The 15,753-nt window shown below is 71.5% G+C and carries 16 protein-coding genes; 6 read left to right on the top strand and 10 right to left on the bottom strand.

Annotation, left to right across the window (positions count from 1 at the left end; all coding sequences use genetic code 11):
• Positions 1-12 precede the first annotated feature (12 nt).
• Positions 13-291: a hypothetical protein gene (locus HY68_RS27510; protein ID WP_041993747.1), complete on the bottom strand. Its 279-nt coding sequence runs from the start codon at positions 289-291 to the stop codon at positions 13-15.
• 159 nt (positions 292-450) lie between these two features.
• Here HY68_RS27510 and HY68_RS27505 point away from each other — a divergent pair, with 159 nt between their 5' ends.
• A complete protein-coding gene (locus tag HY68_RS27505; RefSeq protein WP_041993744.1) occupies positions 451-915 on the top strand; it encodes a type II toxin-antitoxin system PemK/MazF family toxin in 465 nt (154 codons plus the stop codon).
• On the opposite strand, the gene HY68_RS27500 is transcribed toward HY68_RS27505, so the two are convergent.
• A complete protein-coding gene (locus HY68_RS27500) occupies positions 900-1,772 on the bottom strand; it encodes a TIGR02452 family protein (protein ID WP_041993742.1) in 873 nt (290 codons plus the stop codon). The genes HY68_RS27505 and HY68_RS27500 overlap by 16 nt on opposite strands.
• Positions 1,773-1,943: 171 nt before the next feature.
• Here HY68_RS27500 and egtA point away from each other — a divergent pair, with 171 nt between their 5' ends.
• Genes egtA through egtD form a run of 4 tightly spaced genes read left to right on the top strand, consistent with a single transcriptional unit; the run spans position 1,944 to position 6,356 of the window.
• Positions 1,944-3,254 (top strand): ergothioneine biosynthesis glutamate--cysteine ligase EgtA, encoded by a 1,311-nt coding sequence (gene egtA / locus HY68_RS27495; RefSeq protein ID WP_041993739.1) that lies wholly within the window; start codon positions 1,944-1,946, stop codon positions 3,252-3,254.
• Complete coding sequence (gene egtB / locus HY68_RS27490; protein WP_078863815.1) at positions 3,251-4,642, top strand: ergothioneine biosynthesis protein EgtB; 1,392 nt, start codon at positions 3,251-3,253, stop codon at positions 4,640-4,642. The genes egtA and egtB overlap by 4 nt, the downstream gene beginning before the upstream one ends.
• Entirely contained in the window at positions 4,642-5,397 is a 756-nt protein-coding gene (egtC, locus tag HY68_RS27485) for an ergothioneine biosynthesis protein EgtC (RefSeq protein WP_041993736.1), read from the top strand. The genes egtB and egtC overlap by 1 nt, the downstream gene beginning before the upstream one ends.
• Positions 5,394-6,356, top strand: coding sequence for an L-histidine N(alpha)-methyltransferase (egtD, locus tag HY68_RS27480; protein WP_041993733.1), 963 nt, complete (start codon positions 5,394-5,396; stop codon positions 6,354-6,356). The genes egtC and egtD overlap by 4 nt, the downstream gene beginning before the upstream one ends.
• On the opposite strand, the gene HY68_RS27475 is transcribed toward egtD, so the two are convergent.
• From HY68_RS27475 to HY68_RS27440, 8 genes are all read right to left on the bottom strand, one after another.
• A complete protein-coding gene (locus HY68_RS27475; RefSeq protein WP_041993729.1) occupies positions 6,251-7,138 on the bottom strand; it encodes a lysophospholipid acyltransferase family protein in 888 nt (295 codons plus the stop codon). The two genes, egtD and HY68_RS27475, sit on opposite strands and share 106 nt — an antisense overlap.
• Entirely contained in the window at positions 7,135-7,971 is an 837-nt protein-coding gene (locus HY68_RS27470) for a GNAT family N-acyltransferase (RefSeq protein WP_041993725.1), read from the bottom strand. The genes HY68_RS27475 and HY68_RS27470 overlap by 4 nt, the downstream gene beginning before the upstream one ends.
• A 187-nt stretch (positions 7,972-8,158) precedes the next feature.
• On the bottom strand, positions 8,159-9,421 hold the full coding sequence (locus HY68_RS27465) for an extracellular solute-binding protein (RefSeq protein ID WP_041997314.1): 1,263 nt from the start codon (positions 9,419-9,421) through the stop codon (positions 8,159-8,161).
• 199 nt (positions 9,422-9,620) lie between these two features.
• Positions 9,621-11,054 (bottom strand): cellulose binding domain-containing protein, encoded by a 1,434-nt coding sequence (locus tag HY68_RS27460; protein ID WP_041993722.1) that lies wholly within the window; start codon positions 11,052-11,054, stop codon positions 9,621-9,623.
• Positions 11,051-12,571 carry a beta-N-acetylhexosaminidase gene (locus HY68_RS27455; protein ID WP_041993719.1) on the bottom strand — a complete coding sequence of 507 codons (1,521 nt, stop codon included), beginning with the start codon at positions 12,569-12,571 and terminating at the stop codon, positions 11,051-11,053. The genes HY68_RS27460 and HY68_RS27455 overlap by 4 nt, the downstream gene beginning before the upstream one ends.
• A gap of 13 nt (positions 12,572-12,584) precedes the next feature.
• Entirely contained in the window at positions 12,585-13,418 is an 834-nt protein-coding gene (locus tag HY68_RS27450) for a carbohydrate ABC transporter permease (RefSeq protein ID WP_041993716.1), read from the bottom strand.
• Positions 13,415-14,323 carry a sugar ABC transporter permease gene (locus HY68_RS27445; RefSeq protein WP_107070134.1) on the bottom strand — a complete coding sequence of 303 codons (909 nt, stop codon included), beginning with the start codon at positions 14,321-14,323 and terminating at the stop codon, positions 13,415-13,417. Before HY68_RS27445 ends, HY68_RS27450 begins: the two co-directional genes overlap by 4 nt.
• Complete coding sequence (locus HY68_RS27440) at positions 14,320-15,453, bottom strand: extracellular solute-binding protein (protein WP_241778697.1); 1,134 nt, start codon at positions 15,451-15,453, stop codon at positions 14,320-14,322. The genes HY68_RS27445 and HY68_RS27440 overlap by 4 nt, the downstream gene beginning before the upstream one ends.
• Here HY68_RS27440 and HY68_RS45575 point away from each other — a divergent pair.
• Entirely contained in the window at positions 15,437-15,709 is a 273-nt protein-coding gene (locus HY68_RS45575; protein WP_241778696.1) for a hypothetical protein, read from the top strand. The genes HY68_RS27440 and HY68_RS45575 overlap by 17 nt on opposite strands.
• Positions 15,710-15,753: the final 44 nt, after the last annotated feature.

Raw genomic sequence — 15,753 nt, 5'->3', positions numbered from 1 at the left:
GACGGTGCGCGATCAGCTGGGGCTCGCGTCCACCACCCGCGCCGACAGGCCGTAGTCCACTTCCTGGCCGTCGATCAGCAGCGCCTCCACCGTGTGGGTCTGCGGGTCGATGTCGGCCTCCATGCCGTTGCCCGCGTAACGGGGGTAGCCGGAGGCGCCGATGTCCCCGGTCGCCTCCACCACGGCCGAGCGCAACGCCTGCGCGTCGTCGGGCGGTCCGTCCGAGCCGTCGGCGTGTTCGGCGTGTTCTGCGACCAACAGGATCTCGAAGCGCTGCGGAACGATAGTCATGCGGGTGACGCTAGCCCCTCCCCCGCCCCGTTCGGCGGGTACGGCGCGCGGACCGGCGCGACGTGGCGTGGGACACGCCCCGGATCGTCCGGCATCGTCCCGGATCGTCGGGGTGACCCGCCCGGCGGCGGGCCGCACACAGGTCCTAACGTCTTGCGGATGACGCCCTTTCCCAGCGCCCAGGACCATGCCGACAGCGACTTCCCGGGCCGCAGCGGCCCCACCGCCACGACAGAGGCCGAGCCCCGCGAGGTGGGTCCGGTACGCACCGAGTACGCGCCCGTCCACGACGGCGATCCCGACCCCGGCGAGATCGTCTGGACCTGGGTGCCTTACGAGGAGAACGACGGACGCGGCAAGGACCGGCCGGTCCTGGTGGTCGCCCGTGAGCCCGGCGGCACGCTGCTCGCCGTCCAGCTCTCCAGCAAGACCCACAACCAGGACCGCGACTGGGTGCCGATCGGGGTCGGCCCCTGGGACCGCGCGGGCCGTGACTCGTGGGTGGCGATCGACCGGGTCATGCGGCTCCACGAGGGAGGCATGCGGCGCGAGGCGTGCGCCCTGGACCGGGGCCGCTTCAACCTCGTCGTGAACCGGCTCAAGGAGCGCTACGGCTGGGCCTGAGCAGCCCCTGAGCTGTGCGGTCCGCGCCGGGTCAGCACGTCCGCCAGCACGTCGCGGAACGCCGACAGCGTCGTACGCGCCGCCGTACGGTCCAGCACCGCGAAGACCGTCTCGTCGAAGTGCCCGGCGAACCGCCCGTCCCCGGTGAGCAGGGCCCGAAAGGTCCCGGCCACCTGGGCGGGGTCGTTCTGGAAGACCCCGCAGCCCCACGCGCCCAGCACGAGCCGCCGGTATCCGCTCTCCGCCGCCGTCTCCAGGACCCGCTCGGCCCTGGAGGCGAGCGCGGCGGGGACGCGGTGGCTCTCGTCGGGGACGCGCCGCGCGATCACCCCCGCGTTCGGCGCGGGCGACGTGAGGAAGCCGGCCCGGAACGGGACGGCGAGCAGCCGGCCCCGGTCGTCGCGGAAGACCGGCACCCCGGGTGAGTGGATCACCCGGTCGGTGTAGAAGGGGCTGCGGTCTTCGCGGTGGTGCGCGTAGAACTCGGGCGCGCGCAGCAGCGTCGCGTACAGCGCCGAGGCGCGGCAGAGCGCTTCCTCCTGGGCCTGCGCGCCGTTCAGATAGCCGCCGCCGGGGTTACGCGCCGAGGCGAAGTTCAGCACGGCCACCGGGCCGGTCGCCGCCGCCGTGAGCCGCGCCGCGGCCTCCAGGCTGCTCTCGTCCGTGACCTCGACGGTCCCCTTTCGGCCACGGTCCAGGACGACCGGGACGGGCTCGGGCCCGTACATCCGGGTGCCGGCGAGCGCGGCGTCGAGCGCCGGGCGTATCAGCACGTCGGAACCGTCGGGGCCGCGGTAACGGCCGGCCCCGACGATCTCCTCGGTCTCCTTTGCGATCCCCCGCAGTCGCGCACTCATGTGCGGAATCGTGCGTGAGGGATCACCTCCGGGGCAACCGGATTTCTGACGATTCGGTGACTCAAGGGCACTCTTGTGCGAACTGGCGGGAGTGGCCTTAGGTTGGACCGGAGCGCTTCGTCCCGACCCCGGGACGAGGTCGGTCACGGTCTTCGACAGGAGGATCCGGCCATGCCATCCGACCGTTTGATCGACGCGGAACAACCGCTCGGCGAGGACGACGCCGAGGCGCTGTTGCGCGGCATATGTTTCAAGACCGGGCCACCGCGCACCGTCGGTGTGGAACTGGAATGGCTCGTTCACGATCTGCACGACCCGCGCGACCCCGTCCCTGTCCACCGCCTCGAAGCCGCCTTCGACGGCCTGCGGACCCTGCCGCTGACCTCGGCACTGACCTTCGAACCCGGCGGCCAGCTGGAGCTCAGCTCCCAGCCCGCCGCCTCCCTGATGGAGTGCGTCGCCTCCACAGCGGCCGATCTGGATCTCGTCCGTCCGGCGCTGCGTACGGCGGGCCTCGCGCTCACCGGTTACGGACAGGACCCCTGGCACCTCCCGCAGCGCATGCTGCACGCGCCCCGCTACGACGCCATGGAGGCGTATCTCGACCGGATCGGCACCGCCGGCCGGGCCATGATGCGTACCACCGCGTCCGTCCAGGTGTGCCTGGACGCGGGACACGAGGAGCCGGGACCGCTCGGCTACGCGCGACGCTGGCAGCTGGCCCATCTGCTCGGGGCCGTGCTGGTCGCCGCCTTCGCCAATTCGCCGATGCGTGAGGGCAGACGGACCGGCTGGCGGTCCACCCGGCAGGCGATGTGGACCCAGCTCGACCCGGCCCGCACGGCGGCGCCCTCGCTGCGGCTCGAACCACGGGCCGCCTGGGCGGCGCACGCCCTGGACGCACCGGTGATGTGTGTCCAGACGCCGGGAGGCCCCTGGCACGTGCCGGACGGGGTCTCGTTCCGTGACTGGATCAGATCGGGGCTGCCGCGCCCGCCGCTGCGCGCCGATCTCGACTACCACGTCACCACGCTCTTCCCGCCGGCCAGACCGCGTGGCCATCTGGAGCTGCGGATGATCGACGCGCAGCCGGGTGAGGACGGGTGGCTGGTGCCGCTCGCCGTCACGACCGCGCTGTTCGACGATCCGGAAGCGGCCGAGAGCGTGTACCGCGCCGTCAAGCCGCTGGCCGACACGGCGGGAGCCGGGCCCGCGCCCGGCAACCCGCTGTGGATCAGAGCGGCCCGCGACGGACTCGCGGACCCGGAACTGCACGCGACAGCGGTCACCTGTTTCGCCCTCGCCCAGGAGGCGCTTCCGCGCATCGGGGCCAGTACCGCGATCCAGGAGGCTGTCGCCGCCTTCACCGAACGCTTCGTGCTGCGGGGCCGATGTCCCGCCGACGAGCTGCGCGTCCCCGAACGCGTCACCGACCGCGTCCCGGAACGCGTCTTCGAACCTGAGAAGGATCTCCGCCCATGACCGACCGAACCGCCGGGAGCCCGCAGGCCCCGCGCGCCCCGCAAGCGACCGTCATCGAGATATCCGCCGACTCGGCCGAGGCGCTGCGCCGCCGCGCCGTCGAGTCGCTGACCACCGCACGCGCCCGTACGGCGCTGCTGACCTCCTGCGTCGACGACCACGATCTGACCGCGCAGCACTCGCCGCTGATGTCCCCGCTGGTCTGGGACCTGGCGCACATCGGCAACCAGGAGGAGCAGTGGCTGCTGCGTAACGTCGGCGGCGGGGACGCGCTGCGCCCCGAGATCGACTCCGTCTACGACGCCTTCGAGCACCCGCGCTCCGAGCGGCCCACCCTGCCGCTGCTGGCGCCCGCCGAGGCGCGCGCGTACGCCTCCGACGTACGGGGGCGGGTGCTCGACATCATCGAGCGCGCGCCGCTGACCGGGGGCGGCGGCCGGCTGCTGGACGCCGGCTTCGCCTTCGGGATGATCGCGCAGCACGAGCAGCAGCACGACGAGACCATGCTCATCACCCACCAGCTGCGCAAGGGTCCGGCGGCGCTGACCGCGCCCGAGCCGCCCGCCGGCGACGTGACGGGGCTGCCCGCCGAGGTGCTGGTACCGGCGGGGCGCTTCACGATGGGCACCACGGCGGAGCCGTGGGCGCTGGACAACGAACGCCCGGCGCACCAGCGGCTGGTGCCGGCCTTCTTCATCGACACCGTGCCGGTCACCAACGGCGACTATCTGCGCTTCGTCGAGGACGGCGGCTACACCGACGAGCGGTGGTGGGCCCCGGAGGGCTGGGCCCAGATACGCGAGCACGGCATCGGCGCGCCGCAGTTCTGGCGGCGCGAGGCCGGCCAGTGGCTGCGCCGCCGCTTCGGCACGGTCGAGCCGGTGCCGATGGACGAGCCGGTGCTGCACGTGAGCTGGTACGAGGCCGACGCGTACGCCCGCTGGGCGGGGCGCAGGCTGCCCAGCGAGGAGGAGTGGGAGAAGGCGGCGCGCTGGGACCCGGCCACCGGGCGCTCACTGCGTTTCCCGTGGGGCGACGAGGAGCCGACGCAGGAGCACGCCAACCTGGGTCAGCGCCATCTGCGCCCCGCGCCGGTCGGCAGCTATCCGCGCGGCGCCTCACCGCTCGGGGTGCGCCAGCTGATCGGGGACGTCTGGGAGTGGACGTCGAGCGACTTCCTGCCGTACCCGGGCTTCGTGGCGTTCCCGTACCGGGAGTACTCGGAAGTGTTCTTCGGCAGCGCGCACAAGGTGCTGCGCGGCGGCTCGTTCGCGGTGGACTCCGTGGCCTGCCGCGGCACGTTCCGCAACTGGGACCTGCCAGTGAGGCGGCAGATCTTCGCCGGGTTCCGCACCGCGCGGGACGCGGCACCCGGGGAGGGCGCCTGATGTGCCGCCATCTCGCCCGGCTCGGGCCGCCGGCGGCGCTGGGCGAGGTGCTGGTCGCACCCGCCCACGCGCTGTACCGGCAGTCGTGGGAGCCGCGCAGGCAGCGGCACGGCACGGTGAACGCCGACGGTTTCGGGGTCGGCTGGTACGCGGAGGGCGATCCGGCGCCGGCCCGCTACCGGCGCGCCGGGCCCATCTGGGCCGACCTCGGCTTCACGGATCTGGCCCGGGTGGTCCGTACGACCGCGCTGCTCGCCGCCGTGCGGGACGCGACGGAGCCGGGCGCCGACGGGGAGGCCGCGGCCGCGCCCTTCGCGTCCGGGCCCTGGCTGTTCAGTCACAACGGGGCGGTCAAGGGCTGGCCGGGGAGCCTGGCGGCGCTAGCCGCCGGGCTGCCCGGCGAAGAGCTGCTGTCCCTGGCCGCCCGTACCGATTCCGCACTCGTGTGGGCGCTGATCCTGCACCGGCTGCGGCGCGGCGACTCGATCGGCGAGGCGCTGGCCGACACCGTGACCGAGGCGGCCGCCGCCGCGCCGGCGTCCCGGCTCAATCTGCTGCTCACCGACGGCGGCACGATCGCGGCGACCGCCTGGGGGGACACCCTCTGGACGCTCACCGGGCCGGACGACGGTGTGGTGGTCGCCTCCGAGCCGTACGACGACGATCCGCGCTGGCGCGAGATCCCCGACCGGACGCTGGTCGTCGCCACCCGTACCGACCTGTCGCTGACCCCCCTCAAGGAGCCCCCCGCGTGAGCCCCTTCCAGCTGACCCGCACCCTGCCCGAGGACGCCACCGACGCCGCGCTGCGCGCCGACGTGCGTGAGGGCCTGACCCGTACGCCCAAGACGCTGCCGCCCAAGTGGTTCTACGACGCGCGCGGCAGCGAACTGTTCGAGGAGATCACCCGGCTGCCCGAGTACTACCCGACCCGCGCGGAGCGGGAGATCCTGCTCGCGAGGGCCGGGGAGATCGCGGCGGCGAGCGGCGCGAGCACCCTGGTCGAGCTGGGTTCGGGCTCGTCGGAGAAGACCCGCCATCTGCTCGACGCGCTGAAGGGACTGCACAGTTATGTCCCGGTCGACGTGAGCGAGAGCGCCCTGACCGGGGCGGCCGAAGCACTCGTCGCCGACCGTCCCGACCTGCGGGTGCACGCGCTGATCGCCGACTTCACCGCCGGTCTCGAACTGCCCGCCACACCGGGGCCACGGCTGGTCGCCTTCCTCGGCGGCACCGTCGGCAATCTGCTGCCCGCCGAGCGCGCCCGGTTCCTGGCGTCGGTGCGCGCGCTGCTGGACCCCGGCGACACGCTGCTGCTCGGTACGGACCTGGTGAAGGACGAGTCCACGCTGGTCAGCGCCTACGACGACGCGGCCGGTGTGACGGCGGCCTTCAACAAGAACGTGCTGTCGGTCATGGACCGTGAGCTGGGCGCCGACTTCGACCCCGCCGACTTCGAGCATGTGGCGCGCTGGGACCGGGAGCAGGAGTGGATCGAGATGCGGCTGCGGGCCCGGCGCGCCCTCACCGTGAAGATCCCCGAGCTGGATCTGCTGGTCAGCTTCGAGGCCGGTGAGGAGGTCCGTACGGAGGTGTCGGCGAAGTTCCGTCAGGACGGTGTGCGCGCCGAGCTGGCCGCCGCGGGGATGGAGCTGACGCACTGGTGGACCGATGAGGCGGGACGGTTCGCGCTGTCGCTCGCGACGGTGAGCTGACCGGCGAGGGCGAGCGCGCGGCGGTCGGTGTGCAGACCGGCGGGGATCAGCGGCAGGACCGTGATCTCCGCCGTGAGCCCGCCGGCCGTCGCGATCCGCCACAGCGAGGCGGTCAGGGTGTCGTCGCCGACGAAGGCCGGTGCACCGGAGCGGTGGCCTTCAGGCCCCCGGTAGGTGATCCGGACGGGCCGTACGGGCACACCGGCGTCCAGCGCGGCCTGGAACACCGCCGGGGTGAAGCGGCCCCGGCCGCCGCCGCACCAGGTGCACGCCTCGGGGAAGACGATCACCCGTGAGCCGTCGGTGAGCGCCGAAGCGAGGGTGCGTACGGTCGCGGGCAGTGCCCGCAGCCGCTCGCGCTCGACGAAGAGGGTGCCGCCGCGCGCCGCCACCCCGCCCAGGACGGGCCAGTGCCGGATCTCGCTCTTGGCCAGCATCCGGCCCGGCAGGACAGCGGCGATCAGCGGGATGTCGAGCCACGAGATGTGGTTGGCGACCACCAGCACCCCGCTCCCCCGCCCCGGTGTGTCCGGCCGCCCGGCGCCGACGATCCGTACCCGCAGGCCGAATCCCCTGAGCAGGGCGCGCGCCCAGTGCCGGGTGAGCCGGTCACGGGGCGCGGCGCCGAGCGTGGCGACCAGGGGCGCGGCGAGGACCCCCGCGAGCAGGACGGTCAGCCCCGCCAGCACCCGGCCCGCGGCCACCGCCGTACGGGCCACGGGACCGTGGTGCGTGCCGCAGCCCCGCGGGGTGCAGGGCGCGGTGGGCAGCCAGCCGCTCATGCCGCCGGTACGAGCGACAGGAAGTGCCGCAGGTAGCGCGGGTCGGTACGGCGCATCGACAGCAGGACGTAGAGGTCGGCGACGCCGAACTCGGGGTCGTGCGCGGGCGCGCCGCACACCCAGGCGCCGAGCCGCAGATAGCCGCGCAGCAGGGGCGGCAGCTCGGTCCTGGGGGCCGGCCTGCCGGTGTCCTGCGGCGTCCAGGGGCGGAGCGGGGTGACCCGGTACTCCTCGGGGGCGAGGTGCTTGTCGCGTACGGTGCGCCAGGTCGACGCGGCCAGTGTGCCGCCGTCGGCGAGCGGGACCGAGCAGCAGCCGGCGAGCCAGGTGTGTCCGCTGCCGGTCATGTAGCGGGCGAGTCCGGCCCAGATGAGGCTGATGACGGCGCCGGTGCGGTGCAGCGGGTGCACGCAGGAGCGGCCGACCTCGACCAGGTCGTCGCGGATCGGGCCGAGCCGGGAGAGGTCGAACTCGCTGTCGGAGTAGAGCCGTCCGGCGTCGCGCGCCCGGTCGGGGGGCAGCAGCCGGTACGTGCCGACGACTTCGCCGGTGCGCTCCTCGCGTACCAGCAGGTGGTCGCAGTACGCGTCGAACGCGTCGCTGTCGTAACCGGGTTCGGAGCTGTCGAGCTTGGCGCCCAGCTCGCCGGCGAAGACCTGGTGGCGCAGCCGCTGGGCGGCGCGTACGTCGGCCAGGTCGCGGGCGAGGGAGACCACGTAGCGCGGTTCGGCGGTGTGCGGGGCGGCGACGAAGGGGGCGGGTGTCGTGGGCACGACGGGGGCGGGTGCGGCGGGTGCGGTGGGGAGGAGCGGGGCGGGGACGGCGGCGGGCATGGGTGTCTCCTGTGCCGATGGGAAAGGCGGCGACCGGGCCCGCCGCGTGCTGCGGCGGGCCGGCACCTCGTTTCTTCCGTCACCGGCTGGATTTGACATGACCACACGGCGGAAAGCGGATGTGGGACGGCTGAATGCCGGGGGGTGGTGCACCGGCGCCTGCGTCCGACCCGGGCGCCCCCGCGGCTTAGCCGGAGGTGAGCGCCGTCGTGATCAGCTCCGACGCCGCCTTGGCGGCCTTCTTCGGGTCCTGTCCCTCCAGCACCTCGGTCATGTACGGCTTGATCGGGTTCTTGGCCTCGACGCTGGCCCACTGCGGCGAGTTGGGGGTCGCCCGGCCGCGCGCCGCGCCCACGGCCATCGCCGCCGTGCTCTCGTCGCCGCTGATGACCCCGGCGAGGGTCGTCTTGTTGGGGACGTAACTCATGGTCCTCGCGAGGTCCGTCTGCCACTTCTCGCCCGCGAGCGCCTCGACCACATCGGTGGCCGCCGTGCCGTGGTGGGTGTTCTTGGGGACGATCAGGTCGGATCCGCCGGTGAACACGGCGCCGGGCGTGTCGGCGGTCTTGCCGGGGATCGGGAAGAAGCCCAGCTTGCCCTTGAGATGGGGGTTCTTCTCCTCGATGATCCGGGCCGAGCTGGGGGTCGAGATGATCTGGGCGACATCGCCCTTGGCGAAGACGTCGGCCTGCGGCGGTGTGGCCTCGTCGGAGTTCTTCGGCCCGTTGCCCAGGCCCTGCAACTGCTTGTAGAAGGCCATGCCGCGCAGGGCTGCGGGCGTGTCGAGGGTGCCGTGCCAGTTGCTGCTGCCGTCCTCGACGGCCAGCTCGCCGCCCTCGTCCCAGATGAAGCCGGCCAGGCTGTACCAGTCCTGTCCCGCGAGATAGATGCCCTGGGTGTCGGCGGTGTTGAGCGCGGTGGTGTCGGCGATCCATTCGTCGCGGGTCCTGGGCAGCTTGTCGATGCCGGCCGCCTCGAACAGTTCCTTGTTGTAGATCACGATGCGGTTGGCGGCGTACCAGGGGATGCCGTACTGGTCGCCCTCGATACGGCCCGGCTGGGCGAGGCCGGGCAGCCAGTCCTCGCTGCCGAGGTCGCGTACCGACTCCAGGGTGAGCCCGCGCAGGTGCGAGGTCTCGGCGTACTGGGCGACCTGGGTGTTGCCCACCTCGATGACGTCCGGCGGGTTCTCGCTGTCCAGCGCTGCCAGGACCTTGTCACCGATCCCGGTCCACTCCTGGATCTTGACGTCGAGGGTGATCTTGGGGTGCGACTTCTCGTACGAGGTCACGAAGCGCTTGAGGAACGCGTCGGACACGCTGTCCTTCATCAGCCAGACCGTGACCGTCGGCGAGTCGTCCTTGCCGCCTCCCCCTGGCAGCGAGCCGCAGCCGCTGAGAGCGACGGCGGACAACAACGCCGCGGAACAGACAAGACAGCGGTTCTTCACGTAGGTCACCTTCTGCGTGATGGCACGGGAGCGTGGCGCAACGAGGAAACCCGACATGGGGGGAGCGAACATTGTTCGCACGGGTGTGCCGATTTTGGTATGGACCAATGGGTCGGTCAAGTCCCGAAACCGGACACCGGGGTGCGGGCGCCCTCCGGCACCCGCACCCCGGCCCTTCGTGAACGTTTCTGACGGTTCGTCAGCCGCCGTTCGGCACCGTGTCCTCGAACGCGGTCCCCGCGCCGCGGTACGCGTTGACCTTGGCGCTGACCTGCGCAGGAGTCAGTACCTGGTCCTTGACGTGCAGGACGTAGTCGACCTTCTGGTCGTAGGCGCGCGGGGTCGTACTGGACTGGCCGCCGAAGTCGATCAGCCACTGGTTGAAGTTGATCGACATGGGCCGCTCGGGGAGGTACTGGGCGTCGTGCGTGCCGAAGAGCTGGCCGTCGATGTAGTACGTGATCGCGTTGTTGTCGATGGTGAGCACCAGGTCGTGCCAGCCGTTGTAGCTCGACCGGCCTTCGGTGTGCTGGTTGACCGCGACCCAGGGGTCGGGGTTGTAGGTCTCCCAGGAGGTGGTGTAGAGGATGTTGGACGACTCGCCCCAGCCGCCGTTGGGGAGGTACTCGAAGTCGTACTCCGCGTAGTCGTCCGCCATCGGTGCCTTGAGGTCGTTGATGGTGAAGAAGGTCTGTACGAGGTGGTCGCCGTCAGGGCCCGACTTCGGTGTGTCGGCGAACTTGACCCGGGCCGCGTAGGTCCCGTTCTTGAACTTCGTCGCCTGGGTGAGGACTTCGGTCTGCTCGGTGGTGCCGCCCGTGCCGGCGGTCGAGGTCTCCAGATTCATGATCGAGTTCGTCCCCTCCTTGGCGAAGGTGACGTTGTCGGGGGCCCAGGTGGCACCCGGGATGCCGGGTCCGCCGGAGTTGGCGCGCACACTCCAGCCGTGGCCGGCGATCGACGGGTCGGTGTACGAGGTGTAGTTGAAGTCGTCGAAGAGCGTCGCCCCGCCGGTGGGCGGATCGGTCGGCGGGTCGGTGGGCGGGTCCGTGGGGCCCCCGGGGTCGTTGCCCGCGGGGGCGGTGCCCCAGACGAGTGTGCCGCCCACGGTCGCGGTGGCCTTGGTCCAGTCGCCGTACGAGGTCTGTGCGGGACCGTAGGAGTAGTCGTCGCTCTGGTTGAGCGACGCCCAGTTGGAGCGGTAGAAGCGCAGCTGCATGTCGCTGGTGTCGGCGCCGGGCGCGAGGGTGCCCGCGCCCGCCGTGAAGCCGATCTCCAGATAGCGGTCGGCGGTCGCCGTCGGGTGGGCGAGGGTGCCGAAGGTGCCGGTGATGTTGGCGCAGCCCTTGACCGCCCAGGAGCAGGCGAAGGTGTACGAGGCGCCGGCGTCGGCCTTGAAGTAGTAGCGGACCTTGACCGTGCTGAGCGAGAGCGCCGAGCCCGAGGTGTTGACCACCTTGAACCACGGCTCCGCCTGGTCGGACCCGGTGGAGCTCTGGCGGTACTGCACCTTGACCGTGGGCGCCGCCGCCGAGGCGGGCAGGGCGGTGAGGGCGGCGCAGCCGAGGCCGGCCGCCGCGCCGAGCGCGACAGCGGTCCTGAAGCGTGCGGTGGCGGTCTTCCTTCTGTTCATCGACCGGTTTCCTCTCCTGACAGGGATGGTGCGGGGAGGTGGTGCGGTGGGCGGCCGGGCACATGGAGTGCGTCGAGCCGGGTTCGGTGGTGTGCGAGGCGGTCCTGGAACCCCGGCCAGTCGCGGTGGGCGGACCAGGCCGTCTCGGCGAGCGCGCACAGCCGGGGGAAGGCGAGATATTCGGCGTGCGCCTCGGTGGGGACGTACTCGGCCCACAACTGCGCCTGGGTGCCCAGGACATGGGCGGCGGCCTCGGGCTCCCAGCTGGGCGGCGCGGGTTCGAGGGCGTAGACGTCCCGCAAGGTGACGACACCGCCGGGCTGGCCCGGCGGTTCGCCGGGGCGCTCGCTCTGCGGGTAGTCGAGGAAGGTGGACCGGTGCGGGGCCATGATGATGTCCTGGCCGCGCCGGGCGGCGGTGAGTCCGTGCGACTCCTCCAGCCACGGTGCCGCGGTGAAGCCGTCGGGCAGGTCGCTGCCGGTGTCGGTCCAGCCGAGCGGGCGCCGGCCGTTCGCGGCGAGGTGGGCCCCGACGCGGCCGAGCAGCCAGCCGCGCAGGGCTTCCGGGCCCGCGAGCCCTTCGTCCACGACCCTGCGGTGGGCGGCGGGCGACTGCCGCCACTCGACGACGGGGCACTCGTCGCCGCCGAGGTGCACATGGCGCGAGGGGAAGGTGTCCATCACCTCGTCGAGCACGGTGCGGAAGAAGTCGACGACCTCGTCGTGGACGCCGAAGATGTTCTCGCTCACGCCCCAGCGGTCCCATACGCCGAGCCGGCGTCCGGGTACGTTGCCCAGCTCCGGATAGGCGGCGAGCGCGGCCCGTGCGTGGCCCGGCAGCTCTATCTCCGGTACGACGGTGATGCCGCGCTCCGCCGCGTAGCCGACGAGACCGGTCAGCTCCTGGCGGGTGTAGGCGCCGCCGTGCGGCAGACCGCCGATCTCGGTGAGCTTCGGGTAGCCGGCGACCGGCATCCGCCAGCCCTGGTCGTCCGTCAGATGCAGGTGCAGCACGTTGAGTTTGTGCAGCGCGAGCAGATCGGTGAACCGGTACAGGAAGGAGACGGGCCGGAAGCGTCTGGCGACGTCCAGCATCACACCGCGCCAGGCGAACCGCGGCACGTCGGTGATCTGGACGCAGGGCAGCGTCCACGCGGTGCCGCGTACGGGAGTGTCCGACAGCGCCTGGGGCGGCAGGAGTTGACGGATCGTCTGGATTCCCCGCAGCAGCCCGGCGGGGCGCGCCGCGCGCAGCAGTACGGCGTCGGTGCCGACGGTGAGGCCGTACCCCTCGTCGCCGAGGCCGCCGAGCGCCGGGTCGACGACGAGCACGACACGGCCGTCGTCGGACGCGGGCAGTGGCAGTCCGGTGGCGGGGGCGAGCAGGGTGCGCAGCAGGGTGGCGGCCGCGGTGGCACCGCCGGGCGCCGCGCGTACGGCGGTGTGTGCGTCGAGGGTGAACCGTCCGGGCAGTGTGCCCAGATGGGTGGGGCGTGGGACCAGTGGGGGTGCGGTCATCTCGGTGTTTCCCCTATCCCTTGACGGCGCCGCTGGTCATCCCGGTGGCGACCCGGCCCTGGAGCACCAGGAAGAGGGCCAGCACGGGCAGGGCGAAGAGGGTGGAGGCGGCCATGGTGGCGCCCCAGTCGGTGCCGAACACGTTGGAGAAGGACGACAGCCACACCGGCAGGGTGCGGTCGTCCTGGTTCTTGATGATCAGCATGTTGGCGAAGGCGAACTCGTTCCAGGCGGTGATGAAGCCGAAGAGCGAGGTGGCCAGCAGCCCGGGTGCGAGCAGTGGGAGGGTGATCCGGCGGAAGGCGTCGGCGCGGGTGCAGCCGTCGACCTGGGCGGCCTCCTCCAGCTCCACCGGGATGGCGGTGAGGAAGCCGCGCAGTGTGACGATGGTGAAGGGCAGCGTGATCATGAAGTAGATCAGGGTGAGCATGGACAGCTTGTCGAGCATGTCCGTGTCCCTGGCGATGATGTACATCGGGATCAGCAGCGCTTCCCAGGGCGCGACTTGCGCGATGAAGACCATCAGGATGAAGCCCCTGCGGCCCCGCCAGCGCAGCCGGGCGACGGCGAAGGCGGCGCCGAGGGCGACGATCAGCGCGAGGATCACACAACAGCCGGTCACCAGCAGGCTGTTGCGCCAGAACAGCCAGAACCCGTCGGCGTGCACGGCCTTGTCGAAGTGGTCGAGGGTGAGCGAGGTGGGCAGGAAGACGGGGGTCTCGGACTGGATGTCGACGGTCGGCTTGAACGCGGTCAGCACCATCCAGTAGACGGGGAAGACCGAGCAGACGAAGACCAGCAGCGCCACCGCGTTGAGCGGCAGCCGGCGGGTGCGGCGGCGGATCATGCTTCTGCCTCCTGCCGGAACATCTGCCGGAAGTAGACGACGAGGACGGCGACGAGCAGCACCACGGTGATGGTGGAGGCGGCGGCCGACAGGTCGTAGCGGTGCAGGGACTGGGCGACGCGGTAGGCGTAGACGGGCAGGGTGGTCGTGGCGTCGCCGGGGCCGCCCTTGCTGATGGCCCAGATCTGGGCGAAGCAGCGGAAGACCCAGATGACTTCGAGGCACAGCACGAGCCCGAAGAGGGGCCGCAGCATGGGCAGGGTGACGGAGCGGAAGATCCGGGCGGCGCCCGCGCCGTCGATGCGGGCCGACTCGTACAGCTCGGCGGGTACGGTCAGCAGCGCGGCGTGCAGGGTGATGGCGGCGAACGGCACGGACTGCCAGACGACGAGGGTGACCAGGATGGTGAAGGTCGCACTGCCGTCGGCGAACCAGGAGTAGTTCTCGTACGAGTCGAAGCCGAGCTGGACGAGCAGCCAGTTGACCACTCCGAGCCGGGACGCGAACAGCCACTGGAAGACGGTCGTGGTGGCGATGACGGGGCTGGCCCAGGCGAGGACCAGACCGCACATCACCAGCAGCCGCATCCTGCGCCCGAGGTGCTGGAGCAGCAGCGCGACTCCGGTGGCCAGCACCATGATCAGGACGACATTGATCCCGGTCCACCAGAAGGTCCGCCGCACCACCTCCCAGAACTCGTCGTCGTCCAGGATCTCCCGGTAGTTGGCGAGCCCGGCGAACGAGGCGCCGCCCCTGATGAGTTCGCCGAGGCCGTAGTGCTGGAAGGAGATGACCAGGTTGCGGACGAGCGGATACGCGAGGAGGTAGGCGGCGCCGAGCACGGTGGGGGCGATCAGCAGATACGGCCAGAGCGCCCCGCGTACGGCCCTGGGGGCCGCCGTCATGAGCCGAGCGTCTTGGTGATGCTGGTCGAGGCGGTCTTCGCCGCCTCGGCGGGGTCGCTGCCCGTGAGCACCGCCGTCATGTACTGCTTGATCGGGTTGGTGGCCTCGACGGCCGCCCACTGGGGCGAGTTGGGGGTGGCCCGGCCGCGTGCGGCGCCCGCCGCCATCGCGGCCGTACCCGGGTCGCCCTGGACGGCCTTGGCGAGCGAGGTCCTGTTGGGGACGTAACTCATGGTCCTGGCCATGTCCGTCTGCCACTTGTCGCCGGTGAGCGCCTTGACCACCTGGTAGGCGGCGTCGTGGTGGGCCGAGGCCTCGGGGACGACGAGGTCGGAGCCGCCGGTGAAGACGGAGCCGGGGGTGCCGGCCTCCTTGCCCGGTATCGGGAAGAAGCCGATCTTCCCCTTGAGCGCGGGGTTGGTCTCCTCGATGAGCTTGGCCCCGCCGGGGACGGAGATGATCTGGGCGACGTCGCCCTTGGCGAACACCTCGGCCTGCGGCGGTTTGGCCTCGTCGGAGTCCTTGGGCCCCTTGCCGAGCGCCTGGAGGCGCCGGTAGAAGTCCATGCCGGCCAGCGCCTGGGGGGTGTCGAGGGTGCCCTTCCAGCTGCCGCCGGTACGGGTGGCGAGGTCGCCGCCCTCGTCCCAGATGAAGCCGGCCAGGGTGTACCAGTTCTGCCCGGGTAGGTAAATGCCCTGCGTGGCGCCCTTGTTGAGCTTCGCGGTGTCGGCGAGCCAGGCGGCGTGGGTGGTGGGCGGCGCGGTGATGCCGGCCTGGGCGAAGAGGTCCTTGTTGTAGACGACGACCCGGTTCGCCGCGTACCAGGGGATGCCGTACTGCTTGCCGTCGATCTTCCCCGGCCCCGCGAGCCCCGGCAGCCAGTCGGCGCCGGACAGGTCCTCGGTGCGGTCCGTGAGGTCCTCGACGCCGCCGCTGGCCGCGTACTGGGCCACCTGGGTGTTGCCCACCTCCATGACGTCGGGGGCGTCCTTGCTGGCCAGGGCGGCGGTGACCTTCTCGCCTATGCCGTCCCACTCCTGGATCTGGATGTCCAGGTCGATGTCCTTGTGGGTCTTGGCGAAGTCCTGTTCGAAACGGTGGAGGAAGGCGTCGGTGACGCTGTCCTTCATGATCCAGACGGTGAGTTTCTGCGGTCCCGCCGACGTGCCGGAGGACGAACTGCAGGCGCTGAGTGCCAGGGTCGCCGCGAGTGCTGCGGAACCGGCGATGAAGCGGATCTTCACGGACCACCCCAATGGGATACTGACCAATTGGTCAAGTGGTAAAGCGCGTGACCAGAAGGTGGCATGGACCAATGTTGCCGTCAAGACCCTTGAAAACATTGACCTTCGTCGTCACATGGGCGGTACGTGCCGGTTACCATGACACTTACCAGTTGACCAGTTAGGATCGCCGTAGCGCGGCACAGC

The sequence above is a fragment of the Streptomyces sp. AcH 505 genome, from assembly GCF_000818175.1.
Lineage (GTDB): Bacteria > Actinomycetota > Actinomycetes > Streptomycetales > Streptomycetaceae > Streptomyces.
This window is presented reverse-complemented; position numbering and strand designations above follow the sequence as displayed.